We start from the raw sequence: 15,706 nt of genomic DNA on the forward strand, positions 1-15,706 counted from the left end.
CCCGACTCAGCGGGCCTGGATCGCCTCGATCAACTTGGGCAGCACCTTGTGCACGTCGCCGACGATGCCCAGGTCGGCCACCGAAAAGATCGGCGCCTCCGCATCCTTGTTGATGGCGATGATGTGCTTGGAGCCCTTCATGCCGACCAGGTGCTGGGTGGCACCCGAGATACCGGCGGCGATATAGACGTCGGGCTTCACCACCTTGCCGGTCTGACCGACCTGATAGCTGTAGGGCACCCAACCGGCATCGACGATGGCCCGCGAGGCACCGGGTGCGGCGCCCAGCAACTTGGCCAGATCCTCCACCGCCTGGTACTTCTCGGCGTCGCCCATGCCACGACCGCCGGCGACGACGACGGTGGCGTCGTCCAGCGACGGGCCCTCGGTCTCCTCGACGTGCACGTTGGTCACCTTGGCGCCACCGGACTGACCCACATCGGGCACAGGCAGCGCCTCGACGGTGGCCGCGTCGCCCGAAGGCGCCTCCGCGGGAGCGAACGACTTGGGTCGCACGAGGAAGATTCCAGGCTGATCGCCGGTGAACCTGGTGGTCACGTTGGTGGCGCCACCGAAGATGGGCTCGACGCCCACCAGGGCACCGTCCGACTCGATGAGGTCCACCACGTTGGTGATCACTGGTGCGTCGAGCTTGACCGACAGCCGGGCCGCAACGTCGCGACCGTCGTAGCTGGTGCCAAAGAGGATGGCGGCCGGCGCATCGGAGGCGATGGCGTCGGCCAGGGCGGCTGCCAGCGGCGGGCCGGGGAGGCGACCGGTGAGGTCGCCGGTGGCCAGCACCTTGGAGGCGCCGTGGGCGCCCAGGGTGGCCGCAACGGCGTCGCCGTCACCACCGACCACGGCCACCACCGTGTCGGCCAGTTCGGAGGCCTTGGCCAGCAACTCCAGCGTGGTGGAGGTGGGCTCGCCGTGGCCCTCTTCCGGCTGGGTGAGGTCGGTATAGACCCAGATGGTTGAAACAGACATGTCCGACTCCTCAGATGATCTTCAGGTTGGCGAGATAGTCCACAACGGACTGGAAGGCTTCGCCCTCGTCCTCGATGATTTCTCCGGCCTCGCGCTCGGGGGCCTTGGCGATGTCGATGATCTCCTGGCCGGCACCGGCCCAACCCACCTGGGAGGCGTCGAAGCCGAGATCGGCCGCCGTGAGGTTTTCGACCGGCTTGGACTTGGCCGCCATGATGCCCTTGAAGGACGGGTACCTGGGCTCGACCACGCCTGCGGTCACCGACACGACGGCGGGCAGCGAGCACTCGACGTCGTTGTAGCCGGCTTCGGTCTGGCGGCGAACCTTGACGGTGCCGTCGGCGATCTCGACCTCTTTGGCAAACGTGACCGACGGCAGATCGAGCACGGCGGCGAGCTGCTCGGGCACGGTGCCCGTGTAGCCGTCGGAGCTCTCGGTGGCGGTCAGGATCAGGTCGGCGCCCTCCACCTTCTTGGCGGCGGCGGCCAGCACCTTGGCGGTGGTCAGCGCATCGCTGCCCGCCAACGCAGGGTCGCTCACCAGGATCGCCTTGGCGGCGCCCATGGCCAGCGCGGTGCGCAGGCCGGACACCTCCTCGTTGGGGGCCATGGAGATCAGCGTGACCTCGCCCTCACCGGCGGTGTCCACCAGCTGCAGCGCCATTTCAACGCCATAGCTGTCGGACTCATCCAGGATGAGCTTGCCCTCACGCTTGAGGGTCTTGGTTTCGGGATCCAGGTCACCGGGCTCGGCCGGGTCCGGGATCTGCTTGACACAGACGACGACGTTCATGGGGGACAGTGTGCCTCCGGGTCGGCGTCCAAACAAAACCGCGCCGTCTCCCGGTGACTCCTCGCTCCCCGCCTCGCCCCCTCCGAGGGCGGTATCGTCGGCCGCCTTGAGAATTCTGCTGATCGCCAACTGCACCGCCTCGTCGGTGACCGCCCGCAAGCGAGTGGTCATCACCAGGCTGCTCTCGGGTGCCCACGAGGTTGACGTGGCCTTGACCCAGCATCGTGGGCACGCCACCGAGTTGGCGGCGGCCGCGTCCACCTCCGGGATCGAGGTGGTGGTGGCACTCGGCGGCGATGGCACCCTCAACGAGGTGGCCAACGGCCTGGCGGGCACCGACTGCGCCCTCGCGGTGCTGCCGGGCGGGTCCACCAATGTGCTGGCCAGAACGCTTGGGCTGGCCGACGACCCGATCCAGGCGACCTTGCAGCTGCTCGACGCCCTGGACCTCGGGCTGATCCGTCGAGTGTCGTTGGGTCGGGTCAGCTCGCTGACGCCGTTGGACGACAGCGTGCCCTTGGCGAACGAAGCCGCACCGGGGAATCGCGCCCCATCGCGCCGGCGCGGCCCGGCCTCCCCGCCGAGCGAGGCGCCACGATGGTTCACCTTTCATGTGGGCATCGGTTGGGACGCCGCCACCGTCGCCGAGGTGGAGCGACGCGGCAGCCTCAAGCGTTACCTCAACCACCTGCTGTTCATCTATGCCGGCCTGAAGGCGTTCTTTCGCGACACCGACCGCACGTCACCGTGGATGCGCGTCGAGGTGGACGGTGAGGTCGTCGAGGGTTGGCAGTGCCTCGTGCTCAACTCAAACCCGTACACCTTCGTTGGCAGCCGCGCCTTTGATGTCGACCCGAGGGCAACCCTCGACGCCCGCCCGACACTGGTGGTGGCCACCCGGTTTGGGGCGCTCGACTTTCTCAGCCTGACCACGGCGGCCCTTCGAGGCGGAGGCGTCGCCGAACATCGCACCGTGCGAATGTTCCGCGGCTTCGAAAACGCCAGGATCGAGGCGTTGCGCCCGTTGCCGTGGCAGGTCGACGGCGACTACCTCGGCGAGGTGGCCGGGCTGACGATCGATGCCCGACCCGCCAACCTCTCGCTGGTCACGCCGGGGCCCCCTCGTCCCCGTCGGCCGGGGCCGGGGCAACGAAGCCGGCGGCGGCGAGGTGTGCCCGCATGGCTCCGGGGTGGTCGGTGATCAACGCGGTCACGCCCAGCTTCGCCAGGTCGACGGCATGGTCGAAGTCGTTGACCGTCCAGGTCCACACCTCCAAGCCACGGGCCTGCGCAGCGGCGACCAGCGCCTCATCCACCTCGGGATACCACGGGTTGTAGGCGCTACAGCCCAGCGAGGCGGCCACGTCGAGGGCCAGCGCCGGCTTGGGTACCCCCATGGTCAGATACCCGGTGGGATGGGCACAATCCATGCCCTGGAGCAGGGCCAGGATGTCGAGATCAAAAGACGACAACACAAATCGTTGCGATCCGGGCCGGTCGTCCAACTGCGCCAGCACCAGGTCGAGCACCAACATGCGGCGGGCCAAATGCTCGGCGGACTCATCGGATTTCACCTCGACGTTGACGATGCCGGGTGCCACCCCGAGCGCGTCGGGCAACGACTCCAACGTCTGGCGCAGACGCAGTTCCGCCGCCGTGGTGCGATCGATCACCGTGCCATCGCTCAGCCGCCGATCGTGAGACAACACCAGTTGGTCGTCTGCGGTGAGTCGAACGTCAAGCTCCACACCGTCGGCGCCCTGCCGGGCCGCCTCCTCGAACGCCGCCAGCGAGTTCTCGGGTCGTTCGGCGGAGGCCCCTCGATGGGCGATCACCAACGGCATCGTGGGTCTCGGCGGGCTGGAGGAAGTGGATTCGTTCACCGTGACAGGGTTCCACGCACAAGCACGAGACGCATGTCACATCGTACTTTGTGAAACTTTTCCTTTACAGCTCTGCCACTTCTGGATAGGTTCTGACCGCTCACCCAGCACGCCGTGCGTCGAACCAGGAACCCCGCTCGACGTTTTCCCCCCTGGAACCGTGCTGCAACGTAACCCATGGCGCGTTCAGCAACGCGCTCGAATCCCTTGGAGGATCACAGTGGCACTGACGCTCAAGCCCGGCAGCTTCACCGATACCGATGATTGGCGTTCAACAGCTGCGTGTCGGGACACCGACCCGGACCTGTTCTTCCCCATCGGCACCACCGGGCCGGCGATCGAGCAAATCGACAGTGCCAAGGAGGTGTGCGATGCGTGCGACTCGAAGGCCCAGTGCCTGGAGTTCGCCCTCGCCACCAACCAGGACTCCGGTATCTGGGGCGGCACCTCCGAGGAGGAGCGCCGCAAGCTGCGCCGCCAGTGGGTGGCAGCCCGCCGCAAGGCCAGCTGAACCCACACCGCCGGGTTTGAACCCGGCCCAACGGCCGCGCCCCACCCCGGGCGGCCTTCCGGTCGTTACCCGCCGAGGCGGAGGATGGGCAGTTCCTGCGTCGGGTCGTTCTTCCCACCGGGCGCAACGTCGGCCACCTCAACCTCCACCTGTGCCCGGGTGCCAGACAGGCCTGCGCCCTCGCCCTGCCGGGGCCCAATCTCGATCGTTCCGGCCAACTCCTCGGTGACCAACGAGGAGACGATCGTCAGGCCCAACCCTCCACCGGCCGGGTCGAGCGCCTCGGGCACCCCGATGCCGTTGTCCACCACCTCGACCCGCAGTGATGAGGCCTCCCGATCAAGGGTGACCCACACCATCGGCTGAGGGAGATCGTCCTCCCCCAGCTGCGGAAACGCGTGGTCGAGCGCGTTTTGGATCAGCTCGTTGACCACGATGGCCAGCGCGGTGGCAGCGTCGGATGGCACCCGACCCGCCGTGCCCGAGAGGCGGATCAGCACGTGCGCGCCGGTGACCTGGTCCATGGTGCGCACGATCGCCGCCACGATCTCGCGCAGCTCCACGTCGTCGCGATGCTCACGGCTGAGCAGCTCGTACACCACTGCGATCGCCTGGATGCGCTGTACCGACTCGTTCACGGCCCGATCGGCCTCTGGGTGAGCAATCCGGCGTCCCTGCAGCCGCAGTAGGGACGAGATGGTCTGCAGGTTGTTCTTGACCCGGTGATGGATCTCTCGGATCGTGGCGTCCTTGCTGAGAAGCAACAGGTCGAGCTGGCGGATCTCCGACACATCCCGAAGAAACACCACTGCACCGTTGACCGCCTGCCGCTCCAGCAGTGGGAGCACCTCGAGGTCGATCACCACCGAGCCGGCCGCCACCTCCTCGGACGTGGGGCGACGCGTGCGAAAGGCCAGGCGCGTGGCCAGTTGGTCCAAACCCGCCTCGGCCAGGTGCGTGTTCATCACCGAACCTTCGACGCCCGCCCGGTTCAACGCCGACACGGCATTGGGCGACGCAAAAACCACCCGGCCGTCACCATCCAACAAGAGGATGCCGTCGCCCACCCGGGGCGGCTCGCTCAGCACCCGGTCCTCGGGGCCGGGCGCATAGGGAAACTCGCCGGCGGCGATCATGGAAACGAAACGCTCGAAGATCGCCTGGTAGGTGCGCTCCAATTCGCCCGGTTGACGATGGGTGGGCGCCTGCTCGCTGGTCATCACCGCAACCACGCGATTCCGCCAACGAACCGGAATGGCCTGAACCGTCACGCTGACACCCAACTCCTCGACAAACAGGTCACCCCCTTCGATCGCACCAGAGCGCCATGCCCGCTCGACATGGGGCCGATCGGCCCCGGCCGCCCACGAGCCCACCCGGTCCGACTTGTAGAGCGTCTGGCCCGTCGCCGGCCGCACCTGGCTGCGCACCATGTAGCCACGACCGGCCGGCACGTACAACAGCAGGTCACCAAACGACAGATCCGACAGCACACCCCACATGGTCACCAGGCGACGGAGGTGATCCTCCTGTGGGTCCTCCGGCACCACCACCTGAGCGTTGGGTGCCTCGGGCAGTTCGTTCACCTCTCGGAGTCGTCCCAGAGTTGCCGACCCAGGCGAACAAGGCCCGCAATGTCGGTGATGTCCTCGGCGAAGTAGGGCACGCTCGCCACCACGGCGGCATCGGCCGTCAAGCGGTCTCGCTCCTCGGCCTCGCGTCCGGCCACCAGCTGAAAGCGGAGGAAGTTCTCCCCCAGTTCGGGAAGCATGCGACCCAGCGGCACCCGGCCGTCCTCGCCCACCCCCAGGCGTTCCGCCAGCACCTCGGCGCGGGCGGCGCCGTGTTCGGCCAGGTCGTGGGCGGTGACGGTGGCGGCCCTGTCGGTCAATCCCGCCGGCAGCGTCTTGTTGAGCACCAGCGCGCCGACGTCGTAGTTGCGCTTGTCCAGCTCGGCGATGAAAAGCCGCGCCTCGCGCGCCGCGGCCGCCTCCAGGGTGGACACCACCACAAAGCTGGTGTCGGCGGAGGCCAGCAACCGACTGACCGCCTGGGAACGCTCGACGAAACCGTCGTACATCGACTGGAACAACATGAAGAACTCGGCGATGTCGGACAGAAACTGGCTGCCCAGGATGCGGTCGGCGACCGTGTAGAACGGTTTGGAGGCCAGGTTGATCACCCGCGAGCGGCTTGGGGCGATCAACCAGCGCAGCAGGCGGCTGGAGAAGAAGTCCGCCATGCGCTCTGGAGCATCAAGAAAGTCGAGTGCGTTGCGGGTGGGTGGGGTGTCCACCACGATCAGGTCGAAGCGTCCAGACGAGTGCAGCTCGTAGAGCCGCTCCATGGCGACGTAGTCGTGGCTCTGCACGAACTTCGAGGAGATGTTGGTGTAGAGCGGGTTGGCCAGGATGGCGTCGCGGGTGGCGGCGTCGGGCGCATGGCTGCGCACCAGGTCGTCCCAGCTCTCCTTGGTGTCCAACATGGCCGCCCACAGCTCGCCCGTCGGGCGAATGCCCACCGAGGTGAACGCCTCGTCGGGCACCCGAACCTCGACGTTGCCGAAGCGTTCCAGGCCCATGGCGTTGGCCAACCGACGAGCCGGGTCGACGGTGACCACCAACACCTTCAACCCCAACGTCGACGCCGCCATCGTGGCCACGGCTGCGGCGGTGGTGGTCTTGCCCACACCACCGGAGCCGGCCGTCACCAGCACCTCCCGGGCCGATGCCAGGTTTCGCAGGCTTGCGCCGCTCATCGCAGCCACCCGCCCGGGGTCGGACTCCTCAGAGAGATCGAACCCATCAGACCAGCTCCTCTTCCAGAAGATCGGCGATGGCGTGCGTCACCCGTGTGCCGTGTGTGCGGATGAACAGCATCGGCAGGTTGACCAATGGCACGCCCTCCGGGAGCCCCGCTCGAAGCCGTTGCAGATGCGGCACGCGTGAGCGGCGCAACCCCACCGCCAACTCGGCCGCCTCGACCACGCCCTGGAGGCCGGCGCCGGTGGTGGCACCCAGGGAGTCGTCGACCCCGGTCAACGCATCCCCGTCGGAACGGACCGACTCGGCCAACTCGTCGAACAACTCCTCCTCCGTCCGGCTGAACAGCTCGGGCAGTACCCGGTTGGCCACCACTCCGGCCAGGTCGATTTCGGTTTCGGTGCCCAGGCGTCCCACCAGCTCGAGGGTCTCGTTCACCGGCATCTCCTCCGGCGTGGCCACAACCACCACCCCGGTCGTCGCAGGATCCTTCAGCAGATCGATCATCCAGGCGGTCTGCGCCTGCACCACGCCGACACCGATCAGCTCGCCCAGCGCCACCGGCGACGCCAGCTGACCCACCACGTGCCCGGAGGCGGACGCATCGACCACCACCAGGTCGTAGTTGCGTTCCCGAACCTCGTAGGCGATCTTGCCGACGGTCAGAATCTCCTTCACGCCGGGGGCCGCTGTGGCCACAAAATCAAATACTCGGGCGATGGGGCCCAACCGGGCCAGCAGTGGCAACTTGAGCTGCAACTTGAGGTACTCCCGCAGGGACTCCTCGGTGTTCATCGCCATGGCGAACAGGTTGTGCTGCACCTCGGTGGGCTGAAACGCCAGGGGCCCCACACCGTAGAAGTCGGCCAGGTTGCCCTTGGCGTCCACCTCGCACACCAAGGTGCGCTTGCCCGCCCGTGCACCCATCAGGGCCAACGCCGACGCCACCGACGTCTTGCCGACGCCACCTTTGCCGGTGACGAACAGCAGTCTGCGATCCAGAAGCGAAGACATCAGCGGGTCGGGTTGCTAGCTGGAGAACCCGATGGAGCGCCCACCGGTGTCGCGACCCATCTCGAGGTACGCGATCTTGGCCACCGGCACCGCCACCTCGCGCCCCGACGTGTCGGTCAGCCACAGCACCCCGTCACCGGCGGACACCGCCTCGTCGATGCGGTCGTGCAATTCGTCGCGCAGGTCGTCGTCCACGGTCAGATCCAGCTCACGTGGTGCCTGGGTCACTCCGATGCGTATGTCCACTGCATGCTCCTGAAGGTGGTGGGCGGCGCCGGTTGCGGCGCACGCACATGCTACGCGGCCCTGCCCGCTCGGCCGATTCGCGGCCCGACGGCCGGACCGGTGCCTCACCGCGTCACCAACCGCGTCACCAACCGCAGCGCTCGCCGAAGGACCAAATATCGAGGCGGGCGACCGGCACCCCGTTCCTGCCTGCGAAGATGGGGGGATGGCTCAAGACCCAGCCCAGACCGACCCGGCCCAGACCGACCCGGCCCGGACCGACCCGGCCCAGACCGACAACGAGCCGCCCACAGCGGCCCAGGTCATCGCCGACACCCAGGCACTGCTCGACCCGTACCCGCGTCGGCACCTGGCCACACTGCCCACGCCGCTGCAGCCGTGCGAGCGGCTGTCCGAGGCCCTCGGAGGGCCGGAGATCTGGGTGAAGCGCGACGATTGCACCGGCCTGGCGCTGGGCGGCAACAAGGTTCGCAAGCTGGAGTACCTGATGGGCCAGGCGATCGCCGAGGGCGCCTCCCGCGTGGGTACCTTCGGTGCGTTGCAGTCCAACCACGCACGGCAGACCGCAGCCGCCGCCAACGCGCTTGGGCTTGGCTGCGAGCTTGTCCTCACCGAGATGGTGCCCCGCGACGACCACGACTACGTCGACAACGGCAACCAGACACTGTTTCGCATCCTTGGTGTGCCGACCCATCGCGTGACCGACGACGTGTCCTCGGCGGCGGCCATCAGCGCCGTCGAGGAGGCGGCGGCCGAAGCGGGCGAGATCGTCAGCTGGATCCCCACCGGCGGGTCGTCGCCCGTGGGTGCCCTCGGCTACGTCAACGCCGCCATCGAACTGGTGCATCAGGCGGTGGAGGCCGAGGTGGGATTCCACCGCATCGTCCTGGCCACTTCCACCGGCGGTACCTATGCCGGGCTGCTGGCGGGCATGGATGCCCTGGGTGCAGGCACCGCGGTCACCGGGTTCGACACCTACGAGGGCGCCGCCCGCTCAAGGGCCGCCGCCCGCACGCTGCTCGATGCGCTGGGACCCATGTTGGGCCGAAACCCGGTGGCCGAGGGCTCGGTGGACATTCTCGACGGCTACTGCGGGGATGGTTACGGCATACCGACCAGGGAGGCGACCGAGGCCATCGAGTTGTTCGCCCGCACCGAGGGCCTGCTGCTGGATCCGGTCTACAGCGGCAAGGCCGCCGCCGGGCTGATCGACGTGGTGCGCCGGGGCCTCATCGGCGACGATGAACGGGTGGTCTTCCTGCACACCGGCGGGGCACCCGGGCTGTTTGCCTACTCCGGCGAGTTTCGCTGACCGCGGACGCCAAGCACGGCCCGTCGGGGTCTCCGGACACATCGCTGGCTCGAACGGCGGGGCGATGCGATGCTCGTGGCATGGAACGACTCAGCGGATCCGACGCGTGGTACCTCTCCCTGGAAACGCCGTCTGCGCCCATGGTGGTCACCGGGGTCATCGGCCTCGACCCGTCAACCGCCCCGGACGGCTTCGATCCGGCCTCGTTGCGGACACACATGGCGGACCGGGTGCCGCTGATTCCAGCCTTCCGCCGGCGACTGGCAACCGTGCCCCTCAGCGCCGACAGGCCCCGCTGGGTCGACGACCCCGACTTCGACCTCGACCATCACCTTTCGCTCCACAGGTTCGACGAGCCCGCATCCCACGATGACCTGGCCGCCTACATCGGCGAGCTGATGAGTCGGCGTCTGCCCCGGGATCGGCCGCTTTGGGAGATGACGCTGCTCGAAGGCCTCACCGGCGGTGCCGCCGCCGTGGTGCTTCGGATGCATCACGCCATCGTCGACGGCATCTCCGGCGTTGCCCTGATGGCCGACCTGTTCGACCTCACGCCCGACAGCCCTCGCCGCACCGAGGACGATCCAGGTTGGGATCCCGAAGCAATGCCGTCGGCCACGCGCCTGCTGGGCGACGGCCTCGGTGCCCGCATCGCCGAGCCGCTGCGACCCCTGCAGATCCTCTCGCGGACCACTCGGGCACTGGCCGACGCGGGCTTGGCCACCGCCGCCCAGCGCCGCCGCGGTTCCACCGCCGCGGGCCAGCCGATGAACGCGCCCCGCACTCCGTTCAACCGGTCCCTCACGCCAGAACGCTCGGTTGCGTTCACCAGCCGCCCGTTCGAGGAGTTTCGGCGGTTGCGCCATCACTTCGGCGTCACGATCAACGACGTGGTGATGTGTGCCACCGGCATCGGGCTGCGCAACCATCTGAGCGACCTCGGTGAAGCGGTGGACCGACCGTTGGTGGTGTCGGTGCCGGTCTCGGTGCACGGCGCCGCCGACGACGCCTCCTCCAACCAGGTATCGGCCATGTTCGTGGAGTTGCCGATGGGCCTCGACGATCCGGCGACCATGCTCGCCGCCGTGTCACGCAGTTCCACCGCATCCAAAGAGGTCAATGCGGCGATGGGGTCCGACCTCATCGGCGATGTCGCCGAACTGATTCCAGGCCCGGTGTTCAGCGTGGGGGTCGACCTCTACAAGCGGTTGGGCCTGGCCGACCGGCTGCCACCTGTCCACAACCTGGTGATCTCCAACGTGGCCGGTGCACCCGTGCCGGTGTTCATGGCCGGTGCCAAAGTCACCGGGATGTGGCCGTTTGGGCCGCTCCTCGAGGGCGCCGGACTGAACGTCACGGTGTTCTCGGCAGACGGCGAGATGATGCTGGGTGTGGTGACGTGCCCCGAGCTGATCCCTGACGTTCGCAAGGTGTTGGACGCCATCGGTCAGGGTTTGGACGCACTCACCGCCGCCGCCGACCGCGGCGACCAGCTGCCCCCAACTACAGAATCTTGAGTTCGGGGTGACTGCGCCTGGTGGGCGCCAACTCGGTGTCGATGCGAGAGGCCATGACCTCGAACACCTTTGACGCTTCCGCATCGGGGTCCACCGACATGATCGGGTTGCCGTGGTCACCACCCTCGCGCAGCGCCGAAACCAGTGGGATCTGCCCCAACAAGGGCACCTCCAGGCGATCGGCCAACTCCTGGCCGCCGCCGGCGCCGAACAGCTCGTACCGCTTGCCGTCGTCCCCGGTGAACCAGGACATGTTCTCGATCACGCCCTTCACCTCGAGGTTCACCTTGTGGCTCATGAACGCGCTGCGCTGAGCCACCCGCTGAGCGGCCGGGTTGGGTGTGGTCACCACGTACACCTCGGCCCGAGGCAGAAACTGGGCCAGTGACAGCGAGATGTCGCCGGTGCCCGGCGGCAGGTCCACCACCAGATAGTCAGGGTCGTCCCAGTACACGTCGGTGAGGAACTGCTCCAGGGCCTTGTGCAGCATCGGGCCGCGCCAGATCACCGCCTGATCCTCCTGAGCGAAGAACCCCATCGAGATGCAGGTGACCCCGTTGGCCTCGGGCGGCACGATCATCGAGTCGATCACCGTGGGCGGTTGCTCGATGCCCAGCATGCGTGGGATGGAGAAGCCCCACACGTCGGCATCGACGATCGACACCTTCTTGCCCTGACGGGCCAGGGCGATGCCCAGGTTGGTGGTGACCGAGCTTTTACCCACGCCTCCCTTGCCCGAGGCGATCAGCAGCACCCGGGTTTTGTTGCCGGGTTGGGCGAAGGGGATCTGGCGACCCTCGGCGTGCCCGTGCCCCTGGTGGCTGCCCGCCGTGGCGGCAGGGTCGCCGTGCAGTTGTTCGCGCAGCGCCGCACGCTCGGCATCGGTCATCGAGGTGAAGTTCAACTTCAGCTGATCGACGCCCTCCAGCGAGGTGACCGCCTCGGACACCCGCCGCGTGATCTCGTCCTTCAACGGACACCCGGAAATGGTGAGGGCGATCAGCACCGTCACCACCGGAAGGTCAATATCGATGTCGCGCACCATGTTGAGGTCGACGATCGATCGATGCAGTTCGGGGTCCTCCACCGGTCGGAGCGCCTCGATGATGTCGTCGCGGGTGGGGACGGAGGAGGATGCCATAGACGGCCAGTCTCCCGCGGCACGAGCGTTCCGCCAAGAGGGCCGACCGACGTCACGTCGGAATACGAGACACCAGGGGAACTACACGACGAAGTGCCCATAGGATTCGCCTCCCATGGGCACCTCAACGACCCGGGCGTACCTCGACGGCGCCTCCACCCAGCCCCTCCGCCCCGAGGCCCGGGCCGCGCTCCTCGAAGCCTGGACCGGGCCGCTGGGCGACCCCGGCCGCATCCACACCGAGGGCACCGAGGCACGGGCTCGGCTGGAATGGGCCCGTGAACACGTCGCCGCTGCGGTGGGTGCCCGACCGAGATCGGTCGTGTTCACCTCCGGCGGGTCCGAGGCGATCGCCGCCGCCTGCTTCGGCGCCGCCCGGCGCGGCCCGCACAGCGTCGCCGCGCCCATCGAGCACTCGGCGGTGCGTGCCTGGGCCGAGCGAGGTCCGGTGACCTGGGCGGCCGTCGACCACACCGGGAGGGTGGACCTCGACTCGCTCATCGCCGCGATCCAGGCCGACGACCGGGCCACAGCCACGACAACCGGTCTGGTTCACCTGCAGTGGGCCAACCACGAGGTGGGCACCCGTCAACGCGTCACCGACGCGGTGGCCGCCTGTCGGGAGCTGGGCGTGTTGTGCCACGTCGACGCCTGCGGCGCGCTCGGCCACGAGCCCATCGCGTTCGACGAGCTTGGCGCCGACCTGATGTCGCTGTCCGCCCACAAGCTGGGCGGTCCACCCGGCATCGGGGCACTCCTCGTGAGGCGGGGACTGCGGCTGGATCCCCTGATCGTCGGCGGCGATCAGGAACGGGCCCGGCGGGCCGGCATGGAACCGGTGGCCCTCGCCCTCGGCTTCGCCGCGGCGTTGGACGCCGCAGTCGCTGGGCGAGAACATCACGCAGCATTCGCCCGCATCCAGACCGACCGGGTCGCCACCTGGGCCGACGCCACCGACGGAGTGCGGGTGCTTGGCGACCCCGTTGACCGGCTGGACCATCTGATCTGCCTCGGCTTCGACGAGATCGAACCGCAGCCCCTCCTCATCGGGCTGGATCAGGCGGGTGTGTCGGTGCATTCGGGCTCGTCGTGTGCCTCCGAGGGTCTTGAGCCCTCCCCCGTGCTGGCCGCAATGGGTGTCGACGACCAACGCTCGATGAGGGTTTCGCTCAGCTGGTCGACCACCGCGGCCGACATCGACCGTTTTCTCCAGGCAGCCCCCGAGGTGCTCGACCGGCTCCAAGCGCTCCGATAGTCCGACCGGCTACAACTGCCGATCGCGAGCTGGTCGGCAGAGGATCAGAGCCCGGAGGGCAGCTTTCCTGTGGGCCGGGGCACCAACGCCAGCTGACGGCCCTGTGCCACCAGGTGACCCTCCGAGTCCCAGATCTCGCCGTCCTCCTCGATCACGCCGTCGGTGACGAACCGGGTAGTGAACACGCACGCCAACCAACCCGGCGCTGGTGGAGACGGCGCTACGCGACCCCACGCCACGTTCCAGCGAGCTCGTCGGAGGTGTCCAGAATGTGACCAAAGGCCCGGCAGGGACGGCCCAGTTCGGGTAGTAGCGTTTCGGCCGTGACGCTCTACCTCGTCCGCCACGGGAAAGCCGGAACCCGCGACAACAGCGACCCGCTGGACACTCAACGGCACCTGGATCGGAAGGGGTTGCGCCAGGCGGTCTGGATGGCCGACCAATTGGGGGGCCGCCCGATCGGCGCCCTGTGGTCTAGCCCGCTGCCCCGCTGCCTTGAGACCGTCGAGCCGATTGCGGCCCGGCTCGGCCTCGACGTGGAGCCCACCGAGGCGCTCGCCGAAGGCACGGATCTCGAGATCACGTGGCGGGTCGTCGAGCAGGCGCTGCTACGAGGCACCGACACCGTGCTGTGCTCGCACGGCGACCTCATCCCGGCATTGATCCACCGGGCCGAGGGCAGAGGCATGACCGTGGAGGGTCCGGCAGGGTTCGTGAAAGGGTCCATCTGGATTCTGACCGTCGATGGCGACCGTATCAGCGGAGGTACCTACGTCGCCCCTCCCGCCACCTCGGAGCTGCCCAATTCGTAGGGGCCCCGGCAGACATTTGCCACCCGCAGTGAACCATCCGCAACGGGTGGTGTCGACTTGTTCGATCCGGTCGAGAAAACCTTCGAAAACCCTGTAAATCAGAGGGTTTTGGGTGGTCGAGACCGGCTCATTGAGGTACACTACGAACATGGGTTCGATAGTCCTCTTGGCGGAGGCGGCTGAAGCAATCGACACGATTGGCAACGGGCTGGACGCCTTGTTTGCCACCGGGATGAGCCCGGCCGACGACCGTGATGCGATTCAGTGGATCACCGAACTCGAAACATTGAGTCGTCGCGTGGCGGCCGCCCAAACCGGGCTGGTAGCTGTGATCGACCGCGACAACCTCCACGCGGCTGATGGTCACGCGTCGGCGAAGGTGATGGTCCGACATCACGCCAAACTCTCTGAAGGCGACGCCAAGGCTCGAACCCAGGTGGCGGCCGCGTGCCGTGACCTCCCGGATGTTGCTGAGGCATGGCAGGCCGGACAGGTGGGTGCCAGCCAGATGCGGGTCATCGGTGAAGTGCACGCCAACCCGCGTGTCCGCCCAGAGATGGAAGCCCGCCAGCTTCGGTTGTTGGACGACGCGAAGCTGATGAGCGCGCGACGGTTCGCCCAAACAACCCGCAGCTGGGCCCGCCTTGTCGACCAAGACGGCCCCCAGCCGGCCGGCGAACGCAACCACGAAGGGCGCGACTTCAAACTGATCCCGGATCCAATCGACGCGTCGTGGACCCTGTCAGGATCGTTTGGGACGATGCAAGGCGCTGAGATGCGCGAGATCTTCGATCATTTCATCGACGCAGAATTCAAGGCCGACTGGGCCGCCGCGAAAGTGCTGGTGGGCGACCGGGTCACCAAAGCCGACTTGGAACGCACTGACGCCCAACGTCGCGCGGACGCACTCCACCGGTTGTTCCGTGATGCTGCAGCGGCCCCTGAAGGTGCTGTGCCGCCTGGGTTCATACACAACATTCATTGGTCGGCCGAAACCTACGAAGAACTCCTGGCGTCCCTGAGCGACAATCGTGCACCGCGCCCCGGCCCGGACACCCACATGTGTCGCACCCCCGACGGGTTCGATATCGACCCCACCGAAGCAGCCACCAACTCGCTGCTGTTCTCGTTCCGGCGGATGGTCGTCGACGCCAAAGGCGTCGTGATTGATCTCGGGCGTGCCCGCCGGTTCACCGGATCGGCCCGCACCGCAGCCTCCGGCCCCCACCAACGATGTGTGTGGCCCGGCTGCTGGGTCCAAGTCTCAGCCTGTGAGATCGACCATCTCCACGAACACGCCAAAGGCGGCGGCACCAACCCAACCAACGGAATACCGTTGTGTGGCCGTCACAACCGATGGAAACAAAAAGGGTTCACCGTGCATCGAGAACCCGACGGCACCTGGCGCCTCACCCGACCAGACGGAACCCAAGCCGCCTGAATGACCGGGTCGAACGCGGCCGCGGGACACTC

The 15,706-nt window shown here is 67.6% G+C and carries 16 protein-coding genes; 7 read left to right on the top strand and 9 right to left on the bottom strand.

From position 1 onward, the window contains the following. Positions 1 to 6 precede the first annotated feature (6 nt). Positions 7 to 987 carry an electron transfer flavoprotein subunit alpha/FixB family protein gene (locus MPARV_RS0103645; protein ID WP_012227376.1) on the bottom strand — a complete coding sequence of 327 codons (981 nt, stop codon included), beginning with the start codon at positions 985 to 987 and terminating at the stop codon, positions 7 to 9. A 10-nt stretch (positions 988 to 997) separates the two neighbouring features. Beyond that, the gene (locus tag MPARV_RS0103650) at positions 998 to 1,780 is read right to left on the bottom strand and encodes an electron transfer flavoprotein subunit beta/FixA family protein (protein WP_031277176.1); all 783 of its coding nucleotides are present in this window, start codon (positions 1,778 to 1,780) and stop codon (positions 998 to 1,000) included. Positions 1,781 to 1,886: 106 nt separating this feature from the next. On the opposite strand from MPARV_RS0103650, the gene MPARV_RS0103655 reads away from it, so the two are divergent. Then, entirely contained in the window at positions 1,887 to 2,981 is a 1,095-nt protein-coding gene (locus tag MPARV_RS0103655; protein WP_012227373.1) for a diacylglycerol/lipid kinase family protein, read from the top strand. Here the strand turns inward: MPARV_RS0103655 and MPARV_RS22150 are convergent. Next, the gene (locus MPARV_RS22150; RefSeq protein WP_157789444.1) at positions 2,887 to 3,663 is read right to left on the bottom strand and encodes a glycerophosphodiester phosphodiesterase; all 777 of its coding nucleotides are present in this window, start codon (positions 3,661 to 3,663) and stop codon (positions 2,887 to 2,889) included. The two genes, MPARV_RS0103655 and MPARV_RS22150, sit on opposite strands and share 95 nt — an antisense overlap. Positions 3,664 to 3,883: 220 nt before the next feature. On the opposite strand from MPARV_RS22150, the gene MPARV_RS0103665 reads away from it, so the two are divergent. Beyond that, complete coding sequence (locus MPARV_RS0103665; RefSeq protein ID WP_012227369.1) at positions 3,884 to 4,174, top strand: WhiB family transcriptional regulator; 291 nt, start codon at positions 3,884 to 3,886, stop codon at positions 4,172 to 4,174. A gap of 65 nt (positions 4,175 to 4,239) precedes the next feature. Here the strand turns inward: MPARV_RS0103665 and MPARV_RS0103670 are convergent, their stop codons facing one another. From MPARV_RS0103670 to MPARV_RS0103685, 4 genes are read right to left on the bottom strand one after another with little or no spacing between them, the layout of a single operon-like run. Next, positions 4,240 to 5,760, bottom strand: coding sequence for a sensor histidine kinase (locus MPARV_RS0103670; RefSeq protein WP_020377292.1), 1,521 nt, complete (start codon positions 5,758 to 5,760; stop codon positions 4,240 to 4,242). Then, entirely contained in the window at positions 5,757 to 6,932 is a 1,176-nt protein-coding gene (locus MPARV_RS0103675; protein WP_012227365.1) for an ArsA family ATPase, read from the bottom strand. The genes MPARV_RS0103670 and MPARV_RS0103675 overlap by 4 nt, the downstream gene beginning before the upstream one ends. 46 nt (positions 6,933 to 6,978) lie before the next feature. After that, entirely contained in the window at positions 6,979 to 7,950 is a 972-nt protein-coding gene (locus MPARV_RS0103680) for an ArsA family ATPase (RefSeq protein ID WP_012227363.1), read from the bottom strand. A gap of 15 nt (positions 7,951 to 7,965) precedes the next feature. Continuing rightward, positions 7,966 to 8,196, bottom strand: coding sequence for a DUF3107 domain-containing protein (locus MPARV_RS0103685; RefSeq protein WP_012227361.1), 231 nt, complete (start codon positions 8,194 to 8,196; stop codon positions 7,966 to 7,968). Positions 8,197 to 8,401: 205 nt separating this feature from the next. Between MPARV_RS0103685 and MPARV_RS0103690 the strand changes: the two genes are divergently transcribed. Beyond that, positions 8,402 to 9,508, top strand: a complete 1,107-nt coding sequence (locus tag MPARV_RS0103690; protein WP_020377295.1) for a D-cysteine desulfhydrase family protein — start codon at positions 8,402 to 8,404, stop codon at positions 9,506 to 9,508. Positions 9,509 to 9,588: 80 nt separating this feature from the next. Next, on the top strand, positions 9,589 to 11,025 hold the full coding sequence (locus MPARV_RS0103695; protein WP_020377296.1) for a WS/DGAT/MGAT family O-acyltransferase: 1,437 nt from the start codon (positions 9,589 to 9,591) through the stop codon (positions 11,023 to 11,025). Here MPARV_RS0103695 and MPARV_RS0103700 read toward each other — a convergent pair. Further along, complete coding sequence (locus MPARV_RS0103700; protein ID WP_020377297.1) at positions 11,012 to 12,166, bottom strand: Mrp/NBP35 family ATP-binding protein; 1,155 nt, start codon at positions 12,164 to 12,166, stop codon at positions 11,012 to 11,014. The two genes, MPARV_RS0103695 and MPARV_RS0103700, sit on opposite strands and share 14 nt — an antisense overlap. 115 nt (positions 12,167 to 12,281) lie before the next feature. Between MPARV_RS0103700 and MPARV_RS0103705 the strand changes: the two genes are divergently transcribed. After that, positions 12,282 to 13,421: a cysteine desulfurase family protein gene (locus MPARV_RS0103705; RefSeq protein ID WP_020377298.1), complete on the top strand. Its 1,140-nt coding sequence runs from the start codon at positions 12,282 to 12,284 to the stop codon at positions 13,419 to 13,421. Positions 13,422 to 13,465: 44 nt separating this feature from the next. Here the strand turns inward: MPARV_RS0103705 and MPARV_RS25885 are convergent, their stop codons facing one another. After that, complete coding sequence (locus MPARV_RS25885; RefSeq protein WP_320408782.1) at positions 13,466 to 13,819, bottom strand: acyl-CoA thioesterase domain-containing protein; 354 nt, start codon at positions 13,817 to 13,819, stop codon at positions 13,466 to 13,468. Here MPARV_RS25885 and MPARV_RS20760 point away from each other — a divergent pair. Both MPARV_RS20760 and MPARV_RS0103720 read left to right on the top strand, forming a co-directional pair. Further along, the gene (locus MPARV_RS20760) at positions 13,745 to 14,233 is read left to right on the top strand and encodes a SixA phosphatase family protein (RefSeq protein ID WP_020377300.1); all 489 of its coding nucleotides are present in this window, start codon (positions 13,745 to 13,747) and stop codon (positions 14,231 to 14,233) included. The genes MPARV_RS25885 and MPARV_RS20760 overlap by 75 nt on opposite strands. A 148-nt stretch (positions 14,234 to 14,381) precedes the next feature. Then, positions 14,382 to 15,674 carry an HNH endonuclease signature motif containing protein gene (locus MPARV_RS0103720; RefSeq protein WP_081582060.1) on the top strand — a complete coding sequence of 431 codons (1,293 nt, stop codon included), beginning with the start codon at positions 14,382 to 14,384 and terminating at the stop codon, positions 15,672 to 15,674. The last annotated feature ends 32 nt before the right edge of the window (positions 15,675 to 15,706 follow it).

The sequence above is a fragment of the Candidatus Microthrix parvicella Bio17-1 genome (genome assembly GCF_000299415.1).
Classification (GTDB): Bacteria; Actinomycetota; Acidimicrobiia; order Acidimicrobiales; family Microtrichaceae; genus Microthrix; species Microthrix parvicella.